The organism is Vibrio sp. Isolate22, from assembly GCF_022398115.1.
In the GTDB taxonomy this organism is placed as follows: domain Bacteria; phylum Pseudomonadota; class Gammaproteobacteria; order Enterobacterales; family Vibrionaceae; genus Vibrio.
Map to the genome: position 1 here is coordinate 130,287 of NZ_JAKEUW010000003.1, position 20,015 is coordinate 150,301.

The window sequence follows — 20,015 nt, forward strand, 5'->3', positions numbered from 1 at the left end:
TATTGTGGCGTATTTAACGAGAACCACCAAACTTGAGTATTGATTTGGATCAATAAAAAGAGAACGCTGACTAAGATCAATTCAATATTATTACGCTAGTTCTCAACTCGAAAAGAAACAATGTAACAATAAAAAAACTGCTAAAAAGAGTTGAATTTTTGGTAAGTGTTGTAGGATAACGGCTCATCAATATTGGTCGACAAATTTAGGGATATTTGGGATGAAACGACTACAAAAGTGGTTAATGTTAGGCTGCCTAATCGGTAACCAAGCAATTGCTGAACCTTTAACCATATCCAGTTGGAATATCGAATGGTTATCAACCAACGAGGCTGTGAATAAGTTTTCTGATAAACGAGAGCAAGCCGACTTCGATAAACTCGGAACGTACTTTCAATCCTTAAACGCCGATGTGGTTGCGTTTCAAGAAGTCGATGACGTAAATGCTATTCAGCGTGTGGCTGGTGATCAATATCAGATCTTAATGTCTGACCGGGCGCTACCTAAGAACAGCAACCACCAATTTAAAGAAGTGGACCAATACACGGGGTTTGCGGTTCGAAAAGGAGTAGCCCTCACCGACTACGCTGACTTTCCACTCGAAACTACGTCCAACAGTAAACTTAGGTTTGCCAGCTATATCGTTATAGAGACAGAGACTAAACCCATTCACATGCTATCTGTTCATTTAAAAGCAGGTTGCAGCGGTGCTTATAAGTCCAACCGCGATTGCTCACGTTTAAAAGAGCAAGCTCAGCAACTGAACAAGTGGATAAAGCAAAGGGAGCGCAATAACGAAGACTACGCCATTCTTGGGGACTTTAACCATAACCTCGCTTACTCACGAGATTGGATGTGGAAAGAGTTAACACAATATACTGATGCGAAGTTAGCGACACGAAAGACACGCGCAGACTGCAAAGTACGCTCTAACCGCAACAACCATCGCACGCATCAGTTCCGCTCTGTTATTGATCATATTGTGGTGAGTGAATCATTGAATGCAGATCCTGCGAAACAACAAGTATTCAAAACACAAGATGTTCTGGACTACAAACTCAGCGATCACTGTCCAGTTTCAACGACCATCAACTAATAGGTGTAGATCTAAAAGGAGGCCGACTGGCTATAGAGCTAAAGCGAGTCGGCCTCTCAAATGCTTATATCAAGCCAATTAGACACACGATAGGTTTACCCTAACAGGTTTTATTCGTTCGACCTGCAAGCCACATTCCCACCAGCATGCTTATCATAAATACCCATACGGTTGGGTTACCACCACTAAGACTGGTCACCGCTGGACCAGGACAAAAGCCAGCAAGCCCCCAACCTAAGCCAAACGCTGTAGAACCCACAATCAGCTTTCTGTCGATTAATGGATTATTGCGGCTATCTAATCGCTCACCATTGATCGCTTTATCACGCTTTTTAATGACTAGATGATAAAACGGCGCAAACACCATCAGTGCTCCACCCATTACGAATGCGAGACTTATGTCCCAATCACCAGTCACATCTAAGAAGCCTAGTACCTTGTTAGGATCTACCATGCCTGAAATAATCATACCCGATCCAAACAAGACTCCAGCAAGCAAACCAACAACGATAGTAAGTGAAGAGTTTTTCATTATGCCCCCAAACCCATTAGGTTCTTAACAAGCACCGTAGCCATTGCGACACCCATGAATACACAAGTCGCGATAATTGAACGCTTAGATAAACGTGCCATACCCACAATGCCATGTCCGCTTGTACAACCATTCGCTGTTTTAGTGCCAAAGCCAACTAACAGACCAGCGATAACAACCACTACGAGATTCATCTCTTCCAGTTGTGGGAGTTGGTAACCGGTAGGAATCAACAACCAACCACTTACGACCATTCCAACAACAAATGCGAAGCGCCATTGCTTTTCAGTTTTGTCAGTATCCACGCTTTTGCTTTCTTTGTTGCTGGCGCGAACTGGCAATAATCGACTGACAATTCCGCTAATACCAGCGACTCGACCAATCCCGAGCATTAACACAACGGCCGACATGCCCAACAGCATGCCGCCGAAAAAGGCATTCCAAGGAATCAAACTCAACACAGACCTCTCCTATCCACGAACATAATAACTCTCAACCACAGTAAATTAGAGTTTACTAATAAATATAAATTAGTCAATGCTAATGTAATCTAGCCCACTTATACCAACAATTTTTTCCTTGTCATTCAGCTAGCTGTGAGCTCCCAACAAACAAAAAGCCCTTAGGCGTTAACCTAAGGGCTTTTGATTTCATTTGAGCTGTATCAGCTACTTAGTCTTATTCTTTTCAGCTATCCACTGTGACATGTACTTAGTGCTTGCCATAGTGTGGTGCTTGAGCATTGAACCGAAGAAATTATCCAATCGGTGCGAATCAAGCTCAGAAACCAACGCAGTTATTCGTTCGATCAGTTGATTGCCTAACTTATCTTGCTCGTAATGCGCTTCAAGAATAGAGTGACACTGGCTTTGGGCTTCAAGCCACTTTTCTTCATCGCGATAAAGCTCAACTGCTGCAGTCACAAACTCATCGATATCATCAGCCACCGCACCCGGCCATTGCAGTTCACCTTGCGGTAGCATACCTTCACTGCCGATATCGCTGGTCACATTGGGGGTTTGTAGCTTCATCGCGTCAAGCAACTTACCTTTAATACCCGCCCCAAAACGTAATGGCGCAACACATACACGTGCCTCTTCCATCACTTCTTGAGCATCTTTGGCCCAGCCTTTGATGTGGAAACCGGTTTTAGGGTTGTGTAAAGCGGTTGCCTTTGGCGGCGGGTATGAACCGTATATATGAAGCTCAGTATCAGGTAACTGCTTACGAATCTTCGGCCAAATCTTCTGTAACTGAAGCACTGCATCCCAGTTAGGTGCATGCCTAAAATTACCTATCGTCATGAAATGCTTACGTTCTTCATAGCTTTTCGTGCGTTCAGGCAAAGTATTAAGATCAACCATGAAAGGTAGATGATGTAGAAGTTTTGGATTGATATTGAACTCAGATTGGAGCAGCTCCATCTCGTAGCTTGAAATGATCAACGAAAGATCACAGCGCAGAATCGCGGCAATTTCACGCTTGGTCAGATCACTGTAAAGATGCTCTTTCGTCAGATCTGTCTCTTTTTTAACAGCTTCATGCCGAGCATTACGTAGGAACTGTAAATCTTCAGTATCCAATAGCTTAAAGGCATTAGGACATACCTTCTCAACACGCCAACCAAATTGTTCTTCCATCATAAAACGGTCAAACATGACAACATCAGGTTGTAGCTGTTCGATGTACTGATCAAAGCTATCGCAATTCAGTTCAATAGATTGGCTCGTGATACCCTCTTCAGAGAGATCAATCATATGCTCGGTCTCTTGAGCAGGCGTTGCGAATTCAACAGACCAGCCTTGTCTCTTAAACAGGCGTAAAAGTGACATCATATGGCTGCCAGCCGCCGATGAATTCGGTTCTGGCCAAACGTAGCCAATTGCTAAAACTTTCTTCAAAACACTTCCTAAGAAATAACAAAAGGGACTCTAGAAGCCCCTTATTGAACATTTACTGATGATTATAATAAGTTCTAAGAACTCAGCGATTAGATTCGCTCACCGACATTGCGAGCTATCATAAGCACTTCATCCGCAGAGTACAGATTTGAAATCGTAGTTTCGACTTCTGCACCCAATGTAGATTGATACAACTTTTGTGCAAAGTTGTCCGCCCTGGTGGTCACTAATACATGTTTTAGTGTCGAGCCTTGCTCTGCAAGTTTCTGCTTCACGAGCGGCAAAGAATCTAAAATCAGCTTTTTACCCAACCCTTGCCCTTGCGCACTCGGTAACACAGCAAGTTGCTCCAACTCTAAAACAGCTTCAGGCCTAAACCCACTCTTTTGAACCCATATAATGTAACCAACAATCTCACCTTCACTTTCTGCAACAAAGTTAAGAAAGCGTGGCGCAGCATTTAAGTTACATTGTAACCAATCCTTCGAGTTTTGTTGTCGAACAAAAGTAGCTTGGTGAACTAAAGCCGCCCCATCAAGGTCGGCTTTATCCATTAGACGAACTTGCACCATAACTGCTACTCGCTTTCTGAGTTAGGGCGCGTTTTACAGTGTAAAATGGCCTTCTCTAATAGTTCTAATGCTGATTGATCCACTTCTGGCAGCTTGGCATCTGATTGACCTAACGGCTCAACACGGCTACCCCATTTAATGTGGCCTGCACCCCAAGTTAAACCAGCACCAAATGCTGCAACCAGGATATTTGAATTAGGCTTAACAAAACCTTGCTCTAGAGATTCACATAGTGCAATTGGCACGGTCGCTGCCGACGTGTTGCCGTAATTTTGAATGTTCACAAAGGCTTTTTCGCGCTCAATGCCCGCCATATCACACAGAGTTTGAATGATTCGGATATTTGCTTGGTGTGGAATCACAACATCGATGTTGTCTGTTGAGATGCCAGTACGGCTCAATACCGTGTGTGCTGCTGCACCCATGCCTTTAACCGCACGTTTGAAGATCTCTTTACCTACGAAATCAAAATCCCAGTAACCGTTATCAGCTGCAAAACGGTCCATAGACGTACCGAACTTAGGCACTGCTAGAATATCTCTGCCTTCAGCATCACAGCCGATTTGCGCTTCTTGGAGACCAACTTGCTCTTCAGTGCGAGAAAGTACGACTGCACCCGCACCATCACCGAATAGAACCGCAGTATCACGCTTGGTCCAGTCGATGAAGAATGAAAGACGCTCTGCACCGACAACGATAGCATTGCGGTAGTTACCCGCTTGAATCAATCGAGTTGCTGTTTCAACACCGTAGATGAAGCCTGTACACGCTGCATTAAGGTCAAAAGCTGCTGCGCTCTTGATACCTAAGTTTTGTTGAACTTTCGACGCAGTATTTGGAATAAGAGAATCTGGGCTACACGTCGCAACGATCACTAGGTCGATGTCTTCAGCCGTTAGGCCAGCACACGCCATTGCGTGTTGAGCAGCAACGGTCGCTAGCTCAGAGGTATTTACATGACTGATACGACGGTTTTCGATACCAGTTCGAGTACGAATCCACTCGTCAGACGTATCAATGAATGTGCTTAAATCATCATTGGACAGCACGGCTGGTGGCAGACACTTTCCCCAGCCCGTAATTTCGGCGTAAAATTTTGTCATCATTTACCTGTTTATTGTTTGTTTTTATTTGAGTATCGTATTCATGTTTTAAACAGTATAAGCGTTCCGTACGTGATTCGTAAATCGCGTTAGCCACGGAGATGCAATAAAAAAGAGAAAGTTATGTCTACATTCAACACTCGTTGCCCTTCTTGCGGTGGCGTAAACCGAGTTCCTTCAGAAAGAATTTCAGAAAGCCCTACTTGCGGTAAGTGCAAAAATGCCCTTCTAGACGGTGCACCAATCGAAGGTACATCACTGAATTTCCAATCGATTTTGAACAGTTCACAGCCTGTTGTTGTCGATTTTTGGGCGACATGGTGCAACCCATGTGTAGGTTTCGCACCTGTATTTAGCGATGTCGCTAAAGAGCGCGCTGGCGATGTTCGATTTGTTAAAATCGATACCGAAGCTCAACAGCAACTGGCGGCTATGTATCAAATCAGAAGCATCCCAACGGTGATGGTATTCAAGAACGGTCAGCGTGTTGATACGATCAACGGTGCCTTACCAAAAGGTCAATTTGATCAATGGCTTAATCAAGCTTTAGCTAAATAAGTTGGCCTAAAATCATTCATTAACCGGCAAGTAAATTACCACCTTCTAAAGAAGGTGGCTTTGTGTGAGCCCCCTAAAAGGGGGCCTTTGTTTAGTCCAACGCCAGTTGCTGCTGCTCCACGCGCTCTTTTTTCTCTTGATGTCTTACATAGCGTCGAATGATTTCTTCATTAACCCCTACGCTATCGACAAAATAGCCCCTTTGCCAAAAGTGGTTACCCCAGAGTTTGTTTCTCCTTAAATATGGAAATTTACTAAAGAGTTTTAAAGCTATTTNGGGGCCTTTGTTTAGTCCAACGCCAGTTGCTGCTGCTCCACGCGCTCTTTTTTCTCTTGATGTCTTACATAGCGTCGAATGATTTCTTCATTAACCCCTACGCTATCGACAAAATAGCCCCTTTGCCAAAAGTGGTTACCCCAGAGTTTGTTTCTCCTTAAATATGGAAATTTACTAAAGAGTTTTAAAGCTATTTTGCCTTTCAATACACCCATCAACTTGGATATCGATAACTTAGGCGGAACTTTTACTACCAAGTSTACGTGGTCAACTTGAACGTTTAATTCAACGACTTCACATCCAAGTTGATTACAGTAAACGTTTATACATCGATAAACTTCTTTACCTACATTGTTTTTCAAAATCCTAAATCGATACTTTGGTGTCCACACTATGTGATATTGACATCTCCAAAATACGTGGGAAGCTTGATTATATCTGCTCATGTTATTTGTCCTCTTTGACTTCGCTAAAAATCAAGGGAGCATTTAACATGGGTAGAACTGCAGGCAAAGCCAAACTGAATGATAACCACCTACTGAAGTAGGTGGTTTAGGGCTGAAAACAAAAAGGGACTCAATGAGCCCCTTTAAAAGTGTTTTTCAAAGTAGTTGTTTGAAATTCTAGGAGAGCACGCGGAGCTTACGAATGTAAGTGAGCATGGTCGACAACGAAGTTCAAATTACTACGAAGAAAAAATTAAGCGTAAACAGGTAGACGCTTACAGATTTCTAATACTTTTGCTTTTGTCGCTTCGATAACAGACTCATCACCCATGTTATCTAGGATGTCACAGATCCAACCTGCTAGCTCTTTCGCGTCTGCTTCTGAGAAACCGCGACGAGTGATAGAAGGAGAACCGATACGGATACCTGACGTTACAAACGGGCTACGAGGGTCGTTTGGTACTGAGTTCTTGTTTACTGTGATGTTTGCTGCACCTAGTGCTGCATCTGCTTCTTTACCTGTGATGTCTTTGTTGATTAGGTCAACTAGGAACAGGTGGTTCTCTGTAGAACCTGAAACGATGTTGTAACCACGCTCAAGGAATTCAGCAACCATTGCTTTTGCGTTAGCAACTACGCGTGCTTGGTATTCTTTGAATTCTGGCTCTAGAGCTTCTTTGAACGCTACTGCTTTACCAGCGATAACGTGCATTAGAGGACCACCTTGGCCTCCAGGGAATACTGCTGAGTTTAGCTTCTTGTAAAGATCTTCGCCTTCGTTAGAAAGGATTAGACCGCCACGTGGGCCTGCTAGCGTTTTGTGCGTTGTTGTTGTAACAACGTGCGCGTGTGGAACTGGGTTCGGGTAAACACCTGCCGCGATTAGACCAGCTACGTGAGCCATATCTACGAATAGGTAAGCACCTACTTTGTCCGCGATTTCACGCATGCGCTTCCAATCACAGATTTGAGAGTAAGCAGAGAAACCACCGATGATCATCTTAGGCTTGTTCTCGATAGCCAGCTTTTCCATCTCTTCGTAATCGATTTGACCTGCTTCGTCGATGCCGTAAGGGATAATGTTGTAAAGCTTACCAGAGAAGTTTACTGGAGAACCGTGAGTTAGGTGACCACCGTGCGCTAGGCTCATACCTAGAACTGTATCGCCTGCGTTTAGTAGCGCCATATATACAGCGTTGTTTGCTTGAGAACCTGAGTGAGGCTGTACGTTCGCGTACTCAGCACCAAACAGCTCACATGCACGTTCAATTGCTAGAGTTTCAACTTTGTCTACGTACTCACAACCACCGTAGTAACGCTTACCTGGGTAGCCTTCAGCGTATTTGTTTGTTAGCTGAGAACCTTGAGCTTCCATTACACGTGGGCTTGTGTAGTTTTCTGAAGCGATAAGTTCGATGTGCTCTTCCTGACGAAGAGTTTCTTCTTGGATAGCTGCGAATAGATCCGCATCGTAATCAGCAATGTTCATGTCACGCTTAAGCATCTGTATCTCCTGACTCAGATTGTACTGAAAGTTTCAAAAAAACCACACAACGACCAAAAGCAAACGTTTCCGTCACCGTTTTGATGTGACGCATTCTACATAATTTGATCTAGGTCATAAAGAGCTAATTGCAATTTTATCATGCAGTTTTTTCATAATCACAAATAAGATTCATCATGGTTATCGGGCTTATCCAACCAAAGATGCCCCTTACTGTCAATTTTACGATTTACACCCTGTAAAACGCAGATTACATAGGTTTACCTTAATTTTGCACCTCTAGCTACCGAAAGCTTAAGTTTTTAACTACTATGCACGCCTTTATTGATTAGGTAATTATTAAAACGATGGAAAAACACTCACGTAAAGAAGATTGGATTGCAGTCCTGACGGGCACGTTTTTAGTAGCGTTAGGCGTCTTCTTTTTACAGTCTGCGAATCTGCTTACCGGAGGCACTACTGGTCTGGCTCTACTGTTGAGTCAATTTTTGCCTGTAACCTTTGGTATTTTATACTTTGCCGCTAACTGTCCATTCTATCTATTGGCGTGGAAACGTTTTGGTCGCAGCTTTGCGATCAGCAGTGCGATTTCCGGTGCTTTAGTGTCTGTGTTTGCCGATCATTTATACTTGGTTATTTCGCTCGAAGTTCATAACGAGATCTACTGTGCCGTTGCCGGTGGCTTGTTGATGGGCTTGGGTATGCTGATTCTGTTCCGTCACCGTTCTAGCCTGGGTGGCTTCAACGTCTTGTGTTTGTTTATTCAAGATCGCTACGGCATCTCAGTGGGTAAAACTCAAATGGCGATCGACGCGTGTATTCTATTTGCCTCGTTCTTCTTTGTATCGCCTTGGGTAATTGCAGTGTCAGTGTTAGGTACAGCGGTATTGAATATAGTACTAGCGATGAATCATAAGCCAACGCGTTATTCTGTGAACTACGCGTCTTAATACCAGCTATCCAATCAATGAATTACTAGCTGTTTTTCATAACGAAAACAGCTAGTATTTAGCTTTTACAAGCTATCCCTCTTTCGTTATGCAAGATTACCTCTCCAGCGCCAAAGACACTCAAACCTCAATCTACATTGAAGGTTTAGAATTCAACCCAGCGACACGTGTCTTGAGTTGCAACGAGCAGGTCATTGATTTAGAACCTCGTTCTATCGAGTTACTTGAACTATTTCTCACGAGCGTCGGAGAGCCATTAGCAGCAGAGCAAATTATCGCGGCGGTTTGGCAAAGTAATTTCATCTCCAAAAACGTACTCACCAATCGAATCAGCACACTTCGCTCGGTACTACAAAAGCACTTGCCAGAGAGCGACGCTACCAAGATTTTGGTCACTTATCCGCGTAAAGGCTACTTCCTAAGCCCTAGCTCGGTCCGCTTATCTAACACAGCACCTGAAACAGCAGAAACAGTTTTAGAAACAGAGCAGACTAAAGCTCGAAAAACTCCGACGCTAGTGACCTCTGTTCTTCTATTAACGACTCTGGTGTTACTGATCACTACAGCAAGCTTGGGCTATATGTTTTGGCAATCGTCGAATCATGCCTCTGAGGTTGAACGAGAACAGCGGTTAATTCCTAAGGTTGAGCTGCTACTCAATCGCATCGATGCGGTCGGTGACAACGCAAGACATTATCGCAAGATGGTTAAAGCTCTGTTGCTTCAACAACAAATTGAGTACGCCTATACCGATTTAGCCAACCAAGATGCCCCGAGTTACTTCTTGGACCCAATTGATAGCTCTCCTTTCTTCCCTGGCGCAAAGAACATGCGTACCAGTGACTATCTGCTTAATATTCAGCTGAAGGACCAAGAGGTAGACAAACGACTCGCAGCCAAGGTCAGCCTTATCTACCCGAGCTCAGGCAAGCTTGCCTTTCGTGGCGTTTATTCTATTGAGATAGACAACCTCAGCGAGAGCTTGATGGAGATTAACCAAGAACTGGCGAGCTACTTTGCTCTGCCTGCTCCTCTCTCTCCAGAATGGTCTGTCGATAATCACACATTAAGTGCTCTATTGAATGACACGACTATCGATCTTGATAGCGAGCCACTCAACGTGATGACATCAACGCTGATCGCTCGCCAGCTAGCGCTATTTGAGACAGACCACCAACGACTGATTCGATTTACTAGCCTAGTGCAAACACGCTTTAAGCTGATTCCAGACGAACTTAAGCTGTGGCTGGGAATTATTCATTTCAAGTTGAGAGATCTGCAAACTTCGAAGGAATTCTTAACCAACACCGCAGGGAACTCGACTATCGAAAATGCTCTGGTTTATATGGTGGTATCTCACATCGCTTATAAGCAAGGAGATATGGATAAGTTTCGCCTCAACTACATGGAGTCTTTGGTTGCCTTACTACGAGTCGTTCCATCGGAAGAACTGTTTGCGCGCTTATCAAAGCCAGAGTCAAAATCGACCTGTCTTCAGCCTTGGAAAAATCTAAAACTCAGTGTCAAAGAGCCGCTGATCATCAAGCAGTGGGAGAATCTGATGCTAAATTACTGTACTGCTGTCGGGCATCAACTATCAGACTAGAAAACATAAAACCATTAATAACAGCAACTTAAATATAAATTAAGGTTTCATGTGTCTTCGTTTTTTGCCCTATAAACCCTCATATCAATAGCATTCCTAAAAACATCCGACCGCTCACGGTCAACAACATTATTAGGAATGCTTCACATGAAAAAAACCATGACGCTGCTTGCGACTTCTCTTTTTGCTCTTTATGGCTGCGGCGGCGGAGGCGGCTCTTCTTCTGGTTCAACTAATGGCAATAAAGGCCCAAGCAACCAAGTCGATTACCCAATCAACGACTCTCAATTCGCGCCTCAAGCAAGCACAGCATTAAAGTACGCATTTACCAAAGATGGTGAAACTGAAGGCTCGATGACAATGAACTTCACGCCGTTAAGTGGTGAGCTCATCATTGCAGCTTTAGAAAAAGAGTCAGGTAATGAAGCGGAAATTCAAGTTATCAACGACCTAGTCAATTACGGCATCACCGAGTTTTATGTCTCTGAAGACATCATGACGAATTCTGAAGGCACACAAGAAGGCGGCAGTATTTATTTTGCAGGTCCTGACCGCGGGTTACATAAAATCACCAACGCTTACTTCATTGGTAGCCAATACATCACAAGAATGATGTACAGCAGCCCACTATTCCGTTTGAAAGGAACTGATGTAAAAGAGAGCAACCCTATCATTGATATCAGTGAAGAAACGATTTCAATGCAAATCACGCTTGATGGAGAAGCCGTCGCGAATATGTTGAGTGATTTTGAGGATAATCAGTGGGTTGAAAACTTACCATCTAACGCCTCGTGCCAAGTCACTTGGCAGCAAATAATTAATGAAACCGGTGTTCGTAAAAGCTTCACTGTTTCGGGTAAATCGATCGAAGCTGCGAATCTTACGGAGAAAAACACTTACTACATTGGCTGTGTAGGTATGGATTCAACAGAGTTCGGCACATCGTCTGAGCGTTGGTTCAACCCAACAATTGGCCTGATAGAGCAAATTGAATTGATGTCAGTGGAGCAATCCACCATCGAGGAATCAGCAGCCAAACTGACTGCAATCGAAAAGGCGTAGTTTTACCAACTGCCGCACACTGATGTAAAAAAGGCTTTGGGGAGCAATCCAAAGCCTTATTGGTAAACTTATGACCAACTGGGGTACTGAAGGTCATGAGCTTTATTTTATGATTAGATAGACCTCAATAAAGTGAACTGACTACCTAGCCCTCAATCAACAAAATACGAGTTTCGTAAGGACGCAAGACTTGATGATGCGATGTTACTGAATCGTCTGCCTCTTGATAGTTAGAAAGCAAACACTTGGCATTCGTCATATCAAAACGCTCAGGTAAAGCACATTCCGCTTCTTCACCATAATAGTTATTAATACACAGTAGAGTCTGCTCTTCACTCTCACGAGAATACGCGAATACTGATGGGTGCTCAGGTAGCAAATCTTGATAACGACCATGAGTAATCACAGGCACTTCTTTACGAAGTTCAATCAAACTCTTGTAGAAATAGAACACAGAGTCTTTGTCTTCCAGTGCTTGCTCTGCATTGATCTCTGGGTAGTTGTTCGCAACATCAAGCCATGGCTGAGCTTTTGAAAAGCCCGCGTTCGCTTCGCTATTCCATTGCATCGGTGTACGAGAATTATCACGAGATTTCTGCGCTAGAATCGCCATCATATCTTGATGATCCACACCATCGCGATTGACCATGATGTCGTACATGTTAGTACTCTCTACATCGCGATACTGGCTGATTTCGGTATAACCTGGATTCGTCATACCAATCTCTTCACCTTGATAGATATAAGGTGTGCCTTGCATCATGTGGACAGACGCCGCCAGCATTTTAGCCGACTCAACACGGTAGTTCTTATCATCACCTAAACGGCTCACCACTCGCGGTTGGTCATGGTTACACCAAAACAGCGCGCCCCAACCTTTTCCGTTCAAGCCCGTTTGCCAATGGTTGAAGATCGATTTGAGTTGCAAGAAATCAAATGGTGCATTGGTCCACTTCTCACCATTGGTGTAATCCACTTTAAGATGGTGGAAGTTAAACACCATCGATAGCTCGCTGTTATCAATGTTCGAATACTGCTGACAGTGCTCCAATGTAGTTGAGGACATCTCGCCTACTGTCACGCTGCCATATTTCTGGAATACCGCTTCGCTGATCTCTTTTAGATATTCATGCACACGTGGGCCGTCTGTGTAAAAACGGCGACCATCACCGATATCATCATTAGGGAAATCTTGCTGCTTTGAAATCAGGTTAATCACATCCAAGCGGAAGCCATCGACGCCCTTCTCAGCCCAGAAGCTGATAACGTCTTTCACTTCTTCACGTACGACCGGATTCTCCCAGTTCAGGTCGGCCTGCTCCTTGGCAAACAGGTGAAGGTAATATTGACCAGTCGCTTCGTCTAACGCCCATGCATTACCGCCAAACTTGGATTGCCAGTTAGTTGGTGCTTCGCCGTTTACAGGATCTTTCCAGATGTAGTAATCACGGTAAGGGCTGTTTTTATCACCCAATGCGGATTGAAACCATTCATGCTCAGTGGAGGTATGGTTAACCACAATATCCATCACGATACGAATACCACGCTGATGCGCTTCAGCCAGCAACTGGTCGAAATCTTCCATGGTGCCAAATTGAGGGTTAATCGCGTAGTAATCTGAAATGTCGTAGCCGTTATCGATCATTGGTGATGCGTAAACTGGGGTTAACCAAATCGCATCAACACTCAAGTGTTTGAGGTAGTCCAGTTTCGAAATGATCCCTTTGATATCACCAGTACCTTTACTGCCACTGTCACAAAAGCTCTTTGGGTAGATTTGATAGATGGTTGCGGTTTTCCACCAGCTTTCATCATGTTCAGTCATCGCCATCTCTAACACTCACTTACCAAAAAATAATAAATAAAAACCACCATGTTCACATGGTCGATAGAAGTCGTTTCTAAGGGAAAAAGCGATGGCTGGATTGAAGTCACCGCTTATAAGATGCGCTACGCGTTTGCTGTTTCGAGCTCACCTTTTGACTGCGCACGCTTGTAGAAGAACAGCGTTAAGGTCACTGGCAATACAATCGCTACCAACATCGCCACTAAATAAACAGACCAATATTGCGGTTGAATCGACAAGATACCTGGCAAGCCACCCACACCGATGCCGTTCGCCATCACACCTGCGCTACCACAAATAGCAGCCGCTGCGGCACTACCTATCATGGCGCTCAACATTGGGAATTTGTATTTCAAGTTGATGCCGTACATCGCAGGCTCTGTCACGCCTAAGTAGGCAGAGATTGCTGCTGGTACCGAGATGTCTCGCTCACCTTCACGTTTACTTAAAATAATGATGCCAACAACCGCTGAAGCTTGTGCAATGTTAGATAGCGCAATCAGAGGCCAAATTGGCGTGCCGCCTAAGTCTTGCATCAACTGCAAATCCACTGCGTTGGTTGTGTGGTGAATACCCGTGATAACCAAAGGTGCGTAAAGGAAACCAAATACCACTGAACCAAGAATCGCGAAGTCACCAGTCATGGCTGCTTTCGCTGCGAATGCGACGCCATCACCTAGCATACGGCCGAATGGACCAATAAAGGCGTGAGCCAGAATCACAGACAAAATGATCGATACAAATGGCACAACCACAAGGTACAAGTAAGCTGGCACGATGCGCTTAAGATTGGTTTCAATGAAGGCTAATGTCACACCCGCGAGCATCGCAGGGATCACCTGTGCTTGGTATCCAACTTTCTCAATCACGAAAAAGCCAAAGTCCCACACTTCAGGAACGGCTTTACCTATCATGTAAGCGTTCATCAGCTGCGGCGACACTAAGGTCACACCGAGCGTGATACCCAAAATAGGGGTTCCGCCGAGCTTCTTAACCGTCGCCCAACACACACCAACCGGTAGGAAAAAGAAAATCGCTTCACCAATCAACCATAAGAAAGAGTGAACGGTTGCCCAGAATTGGCTGATTTCAACTAAGGTTTTGCCGTCGAACATGCGAATGTCGCCAATCACATTACGGAAACCAAGAATCAAACCACCAGTAATAATGGCAGGCAGCAGTGGCACAAAAATTTCGGCTAAATGGGAGATACCACGCTCAAGGAAGTTCATGTTCTGACGAGCAGCCAATTTCGCTTCATCTTTTGATGAGGCCTCTTTGCCCGTTTGCTCGATCAGCAGTGCATACACTTCGTCAACTTCGGTGCCAATCACCACTTGAAATTGGCCTGCGTTAGTAAAACAACCCTTTACTAGCTTGAGCTTTTCGAGTTCTGCTTTATTCGCCAGCTCTGTCTCATTCAATACGAAACGTAGTCGAGTCAGACAGTGGCTGACACTCGCAATATTCTCTTTACCACCAACTAACTCGATAAGACGCGCAATGTCTTGCTTCGCTATCTTACTCATACTACCCCACCCTGGTTTTATTCAATGACTCATCTAAATCATTGAGCAATAACCACTCAGATTTAGATTTATGGGAACATTCCCAAAATTGATTATTATAATGCCTAGCTGAATGAAAAATCAAAATGGGAACAGTCCCATTAATTGAAAGAGATCACAGTCTAATTTTAATCTAAGCGGTTCAGTTTCGCTTAATTAAGTGGATTATTGAATCGGTGATTGGGTGTGATGAGAGATCTCTCTGTTACCTAAAAGTTGAGAGATCAATAGATTAGCGGCTAGTTTACCCGCTGATTGGTAGCCCGGATCAATACTAAAGACCCGAGGGAATAGGAAAGAAAGAAGATCGTTACCGCCGACGCCAGTCACCACCACATCTTCACGTTGTCGTTCTTGCAAGCGTTTGATGACCCCAAGAGCAAGAGTATCACTGGCACAAACAATCGCTTGAGTCGCTGGAGTGAGTACCTCATCCACTAACTGATAAGCGCTTTCATGATGAAGTTGACCAGTACGATAGTTCGCTATCACTCCACTGTTCTCGCACCAATCTAGGTAAGCTTTTAGACGAAGTTCACCGGTTGATTTATCACTAGGATCCACTCCAACAAAACCGATATCAGAGATCCCCTGATCCGTTAAATACGCCAACGCCCTATTGATCACCTGCTGGTTGTCATAGTTAATAGAAGTAACATTCTCGGTGTCCAGCGCAATAACCACAGCTTTATGTCCCCAAGCTTCAATTTCGGGGATATCGCAATCCGTAAAACCAAACACAATGATGCCATCAACGTTACGACGCTTTAGAACTTGTAGGTGCTCGTTGGCTTTTTCTCTGTCGAGCTGGCTTTCCATGATCACTACATCGTAGCCCGCTTGGTACAACTCAGCCAGCATGGTGCTGACGGCTTTGTTTTCAGAAGGAGAATCCAAGCGAGAGATGATCACGCCAATCACTTTTTGGCTGCCACCACGCATCGATTGTGCAGACTTTGAAGGCGTATACCCAGATTCTTGAATTACTCTTTCTACCCTTTCACGGGTTTCAGGTTTCACTTTGGGATCATTGGTCAGAACACGAGATACGGTCGACTTACCAACACCAGACAGCTTAGCAATATCAAGAATAGTGAGTTTTTTGCTCATAAAAAGTCTAACGTCAAAGGAAGAAAAAGAAGCAGTGAGGGTATATACCCTCACTTAATTGTTTGTAAATCTTAGCGATTAAAGATGGCTTACTTGCTGCAGTTTCGATACACCACACGACCAAGTTCTAGGCGTGCGTTATCACCTTTGGTACGTAAAGTAACGCTGTTGATTAGCTCTCCAGTACCATCATCTAAGATGTACTTGGTTCCAGAACCAGCCGCTACTTGAGTCAGGCGGTATTCATTTTCAGGTAAACGTAATACCGCTTTTTCATTATCAAGGTAAGCCACTTCAAATGAAACGTCAGACTCACATTGATAAGTCACGAATTGATTGTCCGATGTAGCACTGTCAGGCGCTGCTGATTTAGAGCAACCCATTAATGCTACCGTACATAGAGATGCTACTAACATAGCTTTCATACTTCGTTCCTCATCTTTATACCGTTGAAGGTAGTGAAATGTCTTAGCCTTTTAGGAAAGCAGGCACATCCGCAATGCTATCAAGGACAACACTTGCCAAGGCTTCACCCTTTTCGGTAATTGGTTTACCGGTTCTTACCAATACCTTAGTGCCAACACCTGCAGCTTCTGCAGCCATCATGTCTTCAGCTTTATCGCCGATCATCACAGAGTTAGCCATATCAATCTTTAGAAAGTCACGCGCGGAAATGAACATGCCAGGCTTTGGCTTACGACAATCACAATCTTGTTTGTAGTCTCCAATGCCGTGTTCAGCATGGTGAGGGCAGTAGTAAATACCATCTAACTCAACACCATTATCGACAAAGTTCCAATCCATCCACTGCGTTAAAGAGAGAAAACGGTCTTCACTAAACATGCCGCGAGCAATACCAGACTGGTTCGTCACAAGCACCAATAAATAACCCATATCTTTAAACGCTTTCGCCGCTTCAAACACACCATCGATGTATTCAAAATCATGCTCATCATGTACGTAGCCGTGATCAACGTTAATCACACCATCACGATCTAAAAAAACAGCAGGTTTAGACAAAATTTTGTTCTCTATCAACTCTCTATTAATCATTAATTATTACACGCTTTATTTGCTTCATCACTATCTATTTAGTTTTGCGTTCGTTAACGATTTGTTTCCACCTCAGCAATACAATCGACGTTTAGCCGTCTAGACGTAAAAATATCTATTGACTTAGATCACGGAACACCATAGCATCATCTGTAAATCGAGCGAGCTATCGACATATTATTCTGTTCTACCTGCACGGGTTTCTCTATGATTAAAGTGAATCAAGTCAATAAGGTTTTTTATCAAGGCACTAAAGAAATCAATGCCTTAATTGATATCAACCTCCACATTCCTCAAGGTCAAATCTTTGGAGTCATCGGCTCTTCAGGTGCAGGCAAAAGTACCCTAATCCGCTGTGTAAATATGTTGGAAGCCCCAACTTCAGGTGAAGTGATTGTTGATGGTATCGACCTAACAAAGCTCAGCAAATCAGAACTTAGCGAAGCACGCCGTAACATCGGCATGATTTTCCAGCACTTCAATCTGCTGTCTTCTCGTACTGTATTTAACAATGTAGCACTGCCTCTAGAACTAGCAGGTAAAGATAAAGCGGTTATCGAAGCGAAAGTCAGTGAGCTCCTTGAACTGGTTGGTCTTGCAGACAAGCGTGATACTTACCCTGCAAACCTAAGTGGCGGTCAAAAGCAACGTGTCGCGATTGCTCGTGCACTGGCATCAGACCCGAAAGTACTACTGTGTGATGAAGCGACCAGCGCTCTAGATCCTGCAACCACTCAATCGATTCTTGAACTGCTGCGTGAAATCAACCGTAAACTACACATTACTATCCTGCTTATTACGCATGAAATGGATGTGGTTAAGAGCATCTGTCACGAAGTGGCGATCATCGGTGGTGGTGAATTGGTAGAGAAAGGCACGGTTGGCGACATCTTTGCGCACCCTAAGACTGAGTTAGCGCATCAATTTATTCGTTCAACCTTAGATCTAACGATCCCTGAAGATTACCAAGCACGCTTGCAAGAAACTCGAGTAGATGGCAGTTACCCTCTGGTACGCCTTGAGTTCACAGGTGCAACCGTTGATGCTCCACTAATGACGCAAATCGCTCGTAAATTTAATATCGATGTCAGCATTCTAAGTTCTGACCTTGATTACGCTGGCGGCGTGAAGTTCGGCATGATGGTAGCTGAACTGTTCGGCAACGAAGCAGATGATAATGCTGCTATTCAATTCCTACGCGATAACAATGTAAAAGTAGAGGTGCTTGGTTATGTCCTTTAGTTTCAACGAGATTGCTGACTGGATCAGCCTTAACGGTAACCTTCTATTAGAAGCAACTGGCGAAACACTTTACATGGTTGCAGTAGCAGGCATTGTTGGCTTTGCTGTCGGTATTCCCCTAGGCGTGATTCTACACACCACCAAAAAAGGCGGCTTGCTAGAAAACACTAAGCTTAACCAAATTCTTGGTGCGGTAGTCAACGTAGGCCGTTCAGTACCTTTCTTGGTATTGATGGTTGCGATTATCCCATTGACTAAGATGCTGATTGGTACCTTTATCGGTACAACAGCGGCAATTGTTCCACTGACTATTGGCGCAATCCCATTTGTTGCTCGTCTTATCGAAAGTGCACTGCTTGAAGTACCAACAGGTCTAGTAGAAGCAGCGCAATCAATGGGCGCAACACCAACACAAATCATCAGCAAAGTTCTGCTTCCTGAAGCACTACCGACTATTATCAACTCAGTAACCATCACACTAGTTACCCTAGTGAGCTACTCAGCAATGGCAGGTACGGTTGGCGGTGGCGGCCTAGGCGATGTGGCTATTCGTTACGGATTCCACCGTTACGATGTGACCATCATGGCAGTGACCGTAGTGATGTTGATTGTGCTTGTACAAATTATTCAATCGATCGGTGATTCATTAGTTCGCCGTGTTGACCACAGATAAGACTCAGCGTTTATACGCAAACAAACTAAAAACAGAGTCGTCTGAACCAAATTAAATAGATTTATTAAAAGGAGATTATTATGAAATTTAGCCTTAAAGGTTTACTAACTATCGCAGCGGCAGCTTCAGCGCTAGTTCTAGCAGGTTGTGGTGATAAAGAAGTCGACACTTCTAAAGTAAAAGTGGGCGTAATGGCAGGTGCTGAAGCTCAGGTTGCAGAAGTTGCAGCTAAAGTAGCGAAAGAGAAGTACGGCCTAGATGTTGAACTAGTAACGTTCACTGATTACGTAACACCAAACGCAGCACTAGATGACGGTTCTATCGACATCAACGCATTCCAACACGCACCGTACCTAGATCAGCAAGTGGCTGACCGTGGTTACAAACTGACAATCGCTGGTAACACGTTTGTTTACCCAATTGCGGGTTACTCGAAAGAAGTAAAATCAGTAGACGAAATTCAAGATGGCGCGCGTATCGCTGTACCAAACGATCCTACAAACCTAGGTCGTTCTCTACTGCTTCTTGAACAACAAGGTCTACTTGAACTTCGTGAAGGCGCAGGTCTTCTTGCAACAGTACGTGACATCGTTAAGAACCCTAAGAACCTAACGATTGTTGAGCTAGACGCAGCACAACTACCACGTTCTCTTGATGACGTAGCACTGTCTATCATCAACACAACTTACGCGAGCTCTATCAACCTGACTCCACAAAAAGATGGCGTATTCGTTGAAGACAAAGAGTCTCCATACGTGAACCTAATTGTGTCTCGTGAAGAGAACCTAAACGCTGAGAACGTACAAAACTTCGTTAAAGCTTACCAAACTGAAGAAGTGTACAAAGCAGCTTCTGACATCTTCCAAGGTGGCGTAGTTAAAGGCTGGTAATCTGCCTCACTTCACTACCCTATAGA

General features: G+C 44.1%; 20 protein-coding genes and 1 pseudogene. 8 read left to right on the forward strand and 13 right to left on the reverse strand.

Annotated elements, in window-relative coordinates; all coding sequences use genetic code 11:
• The first annotated feature begins 220 nt into the window (after positions 1–220).
• A complete protein-coding gene (locus L1D55_RS03425; RefSeq protein ID WP_239916519.1) occupies positions 221–1,096 on the forward strand; it encodes an endonuclease/exonuclease/phosphatase family protein in 876 nt (291 codons plus the stop codon).
• Positions 1,097–1,196: 100 nt separating this feature from the next.
• Here L1D55_RS03425 and L1D55_RS03430 read toward each other — a convergent pair whose 3' ends face one another.
• The 5 genes from L1D55_RS03430 to L1D55_RS03450 all read right to left on the reverse strand — a co-directional run bounded on the left by L1D55_RS03430 (position 1,197) and on the right by L1D55_RS03450 (position 5,204).
• Positions 1,197–1,628, reverse strand: a complete 432-nt coding sequence (locus L1D55_RS03430; protein WP_239916520.1) for a YeeE/YedE family protein — start codon at positions 1,626–1,628, stop codon at positions 1,197–1,199.
• The gene (locus L1D55_RS03435) at positions 1,628–2,089 is read right to left on the reverse strand and encodes a YeeE/YedE family protein (protein WP_239916521.1); all 462 of its coding nucleotides are present in this window, start codon (positions 2,087–2,089) and stop codon (positions 1,628–1,630) included. Before L1D55_RS03435 ends, L1D55_RS03430 begins: the two co-directional genes overlap by 1 nt.
• A 207-nt stretch (positions 2,090–2,296) precedes the next feature.
• Positions 2,297–3,529: a glycosyltransferase gene (locus L1D55_RS03440; RefSeq protein ID WP_239916522.1), complete on the reverse strand. Its 1,233-nt coding sequence runs from the start codon at positions 3,527–3,529 to the stop codon at positions 2,297–2,299.
• Between the two features lie 89 nt (positions 3,530–3,618).
• A complete protein-coding gene (locus L1D55_RS03445) occupies positions 3,619–4,083 on the reverse strand; it encodes a GNAT family N-acetyltransferase (RefSeq protein WP_239916590.1) in 465 nt (154 codons plus the stop codon).
• Between the two features lie 23 nt (positions 4,084–4,106).
• Complete coding sequence (locus L1D55_RS03450; protein WP_239916591.1) at positions 4,107–5,204, reverse strand: ketoacyl-ACP synthase III; 1,098 nt, start codon at positions 5,202–5,204, stop codon at positions 4,107–4,109.
• Between the two features lie 123 nt (positions 5,205–5,327).
• Here L1D55_RS03450 and trxC point away from each other — a divergent pair, with 123 nt between their 5' ends.
• Complete coding sequence (gene trxC, locus L1D55_RS03455; RefSeq protein WP_105023517.1) at positions 5,328–5,762, forward strand: thioredoxin TrxC; 435 nt, start codon at positions 5,328–5,330, stop codon at positions 5,760–5,762.
• 91 nt (positions 5,763–5,853) lie between these two features.
• Here the strand turns inward: trxC and L1D55_RS27545 are convergent.
• The 3 genes and pseudogenes from L1D55_RS27545 to glyA all read right to left on the reverse strand — a co-directional run.
• Positions 5,854–6,075 (reverse strand): annotated as a pseudogene (locus L1D55_RS27545) (transposase); the annotation flags it as partial.
• Positions 6,051–6,485 carry an IS200/IS605 family transposase gene (gene tnpA / locus L1D55_RS03465; RefSeq protein ID WP_239916523.1) on the reverse strand — a complete coding sequence of 145 codons (435 nt, stop codon included), beginning with the start codon at positions 6,483–6,485 and terminating at the stop codon, positions 6,051–6,053. The pseudogene L1D55_RS27545 and the gene tnpA, both read right to left, overlap by 25 nt.
• Before the next feature lie 253 nt (positions 6,486–6,738).
• Positions 6,739–7,989, reverse strand: a complete 1,251-nt coding sequence (glyA, locus tag L1D55_RS03470; RefSeq protein ID WP_004738553.1) for a serine hydroxymethyltransferase — start codon at positions 7,987–7,989, stop codon at positions 6,739–6,741.
• A 347-nt stretch (positions 7,990–8,336) separates the two neighbouring features.
• Here glyA and L1D55_RS03475 point away from each other — a divergent pair, with 347 nt between their 5' ends.
• From L1D55_RS03475 to L1D55_RS03485, 3 genes are all read left to right on the forward strand, one after another.
• Entirely contained in the window at positions 8,337–8,939 is a 603-nt protein-coding gene (locus L1D55_RS03475; RefSeq protein WP_063524544.1) for a YitT family protein, read from the forward strand.
• An 88-nt stretch (positions 8,940–9,027) separates the two neighbouring features.
• Complete coding sequence (locus L1D55_RS03480; protein ID WP_239916524.1) at positions 9,028–10,545, forward strand: winged helix-turn-helix domain-containing protein; 1,518 nt, start codon at positions 9,028–9,030, stop codon at positions 10,543–10,545.
• Positions 10,546–10,692: 147 nt separating this feature from the next.
• A complete protein-coding gene (locus L1D55_RS03485; RefSeq protein WP_239916525.1) occupies positions 10,693–11,607 on the forward strand; it encodes a hypothetical protein in 915 nt (304 codons plus the stop codon).
• Positions 11,608–11,752: 145 nt separating this feature from the next.
• Here the strand turns inward: L1D55_RS03485 and treC are convergent, their stop codons facing one another.
• From treC to gmhB, 5 genes are all read right to left on the reverse strand, one after another.
• Complete coding sequence (treC, locus tag L1D55_RS03490; RefSeq protein ID WP_239916526.1) at positions 11,753–13,438, reverse strand: alpha,alpha-phosphotrehalase; 1,686 nt, start codon at positions 13,436–13,438, stop codon at positions 11,753–11,755.
• Positions 13,439–13,557: 119 nt separating this feature from the next.
• The gene (gene treB / locus L1D55_RS03495) at positions 13,558–14,982 is read right to left on the reverse strand and encodes a PTS trehalose transporter subunit IIBC (protein ID WP_239916527.1); all 1,425 of its coding nucleotides are present in this window, start codon (positions 14,980–14,982) and stop codon (positions 13,558–13,560) included.
• 204 nt (positions 14,983–15,186) lie between these two features.
• Positions 15,187–16,131: a trehalose operon repressor TreR gene (gene treR, locus L1D55_RS03500; protein ID WP_239916528.1), complete on the reverse strand. Its 945-nt coding sequence runs from the start codon at positions 16,129–16,131 to the stop codon at positions 15,187–15,189.
• Between the two features lie 89 nt (positions 16,132–16,220).
• Complete coding sequence (locus L1D55_RS03505) at positions 16,221–16,556, reverse strand: MliC family protein (RefSeq protein WP_004738543.1); 336 nt, start codon at positions 16,554–16,556, stop codon at positions 16,221–16,223.
• A 43-nt stretch (positions 16,557–16,599) separates the two neighbouring features.
• Positions 16,600–17,151 (reverse strand): D-glycero-beta-D-manno-heptose 1,7-bisphosphate 7-phosphatase, encoded by a 552-nt coding sequence (gene gmhB, locus L1D55_RS03510; protein WP_004738542.1) that lies wholly within the window; start codon positions 17,149–17,151, stop codon positions 16,600–16,602.
• A 240-nt stretch (positions 17,152–17,391) separates the two neighbouring features.
• Here gmhB and metN point away from each other — a divergent pair, with 240 nt between their 5' ends.
• From metN to L1D55_RS03525, 3 genes are all read left to right on the forward strand, one after another.
• Positions 17,392–18,426: a methionine ABC transporter ATP-binding protein MetN gene (gene metN, locus L1D55_RS03515; protein ID WP_008222913.1), complete on the forward strand. Its 1,035-nt coding sequence runs from the start codon at positions 17,392–17,394 to the stop codon at positions 18,424–18,426.
• Positions 18,416–19,099, forward strand: coding sequence for a methionine ABC transporter permease (locus L1D55_RS03520; protein WP_008222912.1), 684 nt, complete (start codon positions 18,416–18,418; stop codon positions 19,097–19,099). Before metN ends, L1D55_RS03520 begins: the two co-directional genes overlap by 11 nt.
• Before the next feature lie 80 nt (positions 19,100–19,179).
• Positions 19,180–19,989: a MetQ/NlpA family lipoprotein gene (locus L1D55_RS03525; protein ID WP_105025447.1), complete on the forward strand. Its 810-nt coding sequence runs from the start codon at positions 19,180–19,182 to the stop codon at positions 19,987–19,989.
• Positions 19,990–20,015: the final 26 nt, after the last annotated feature.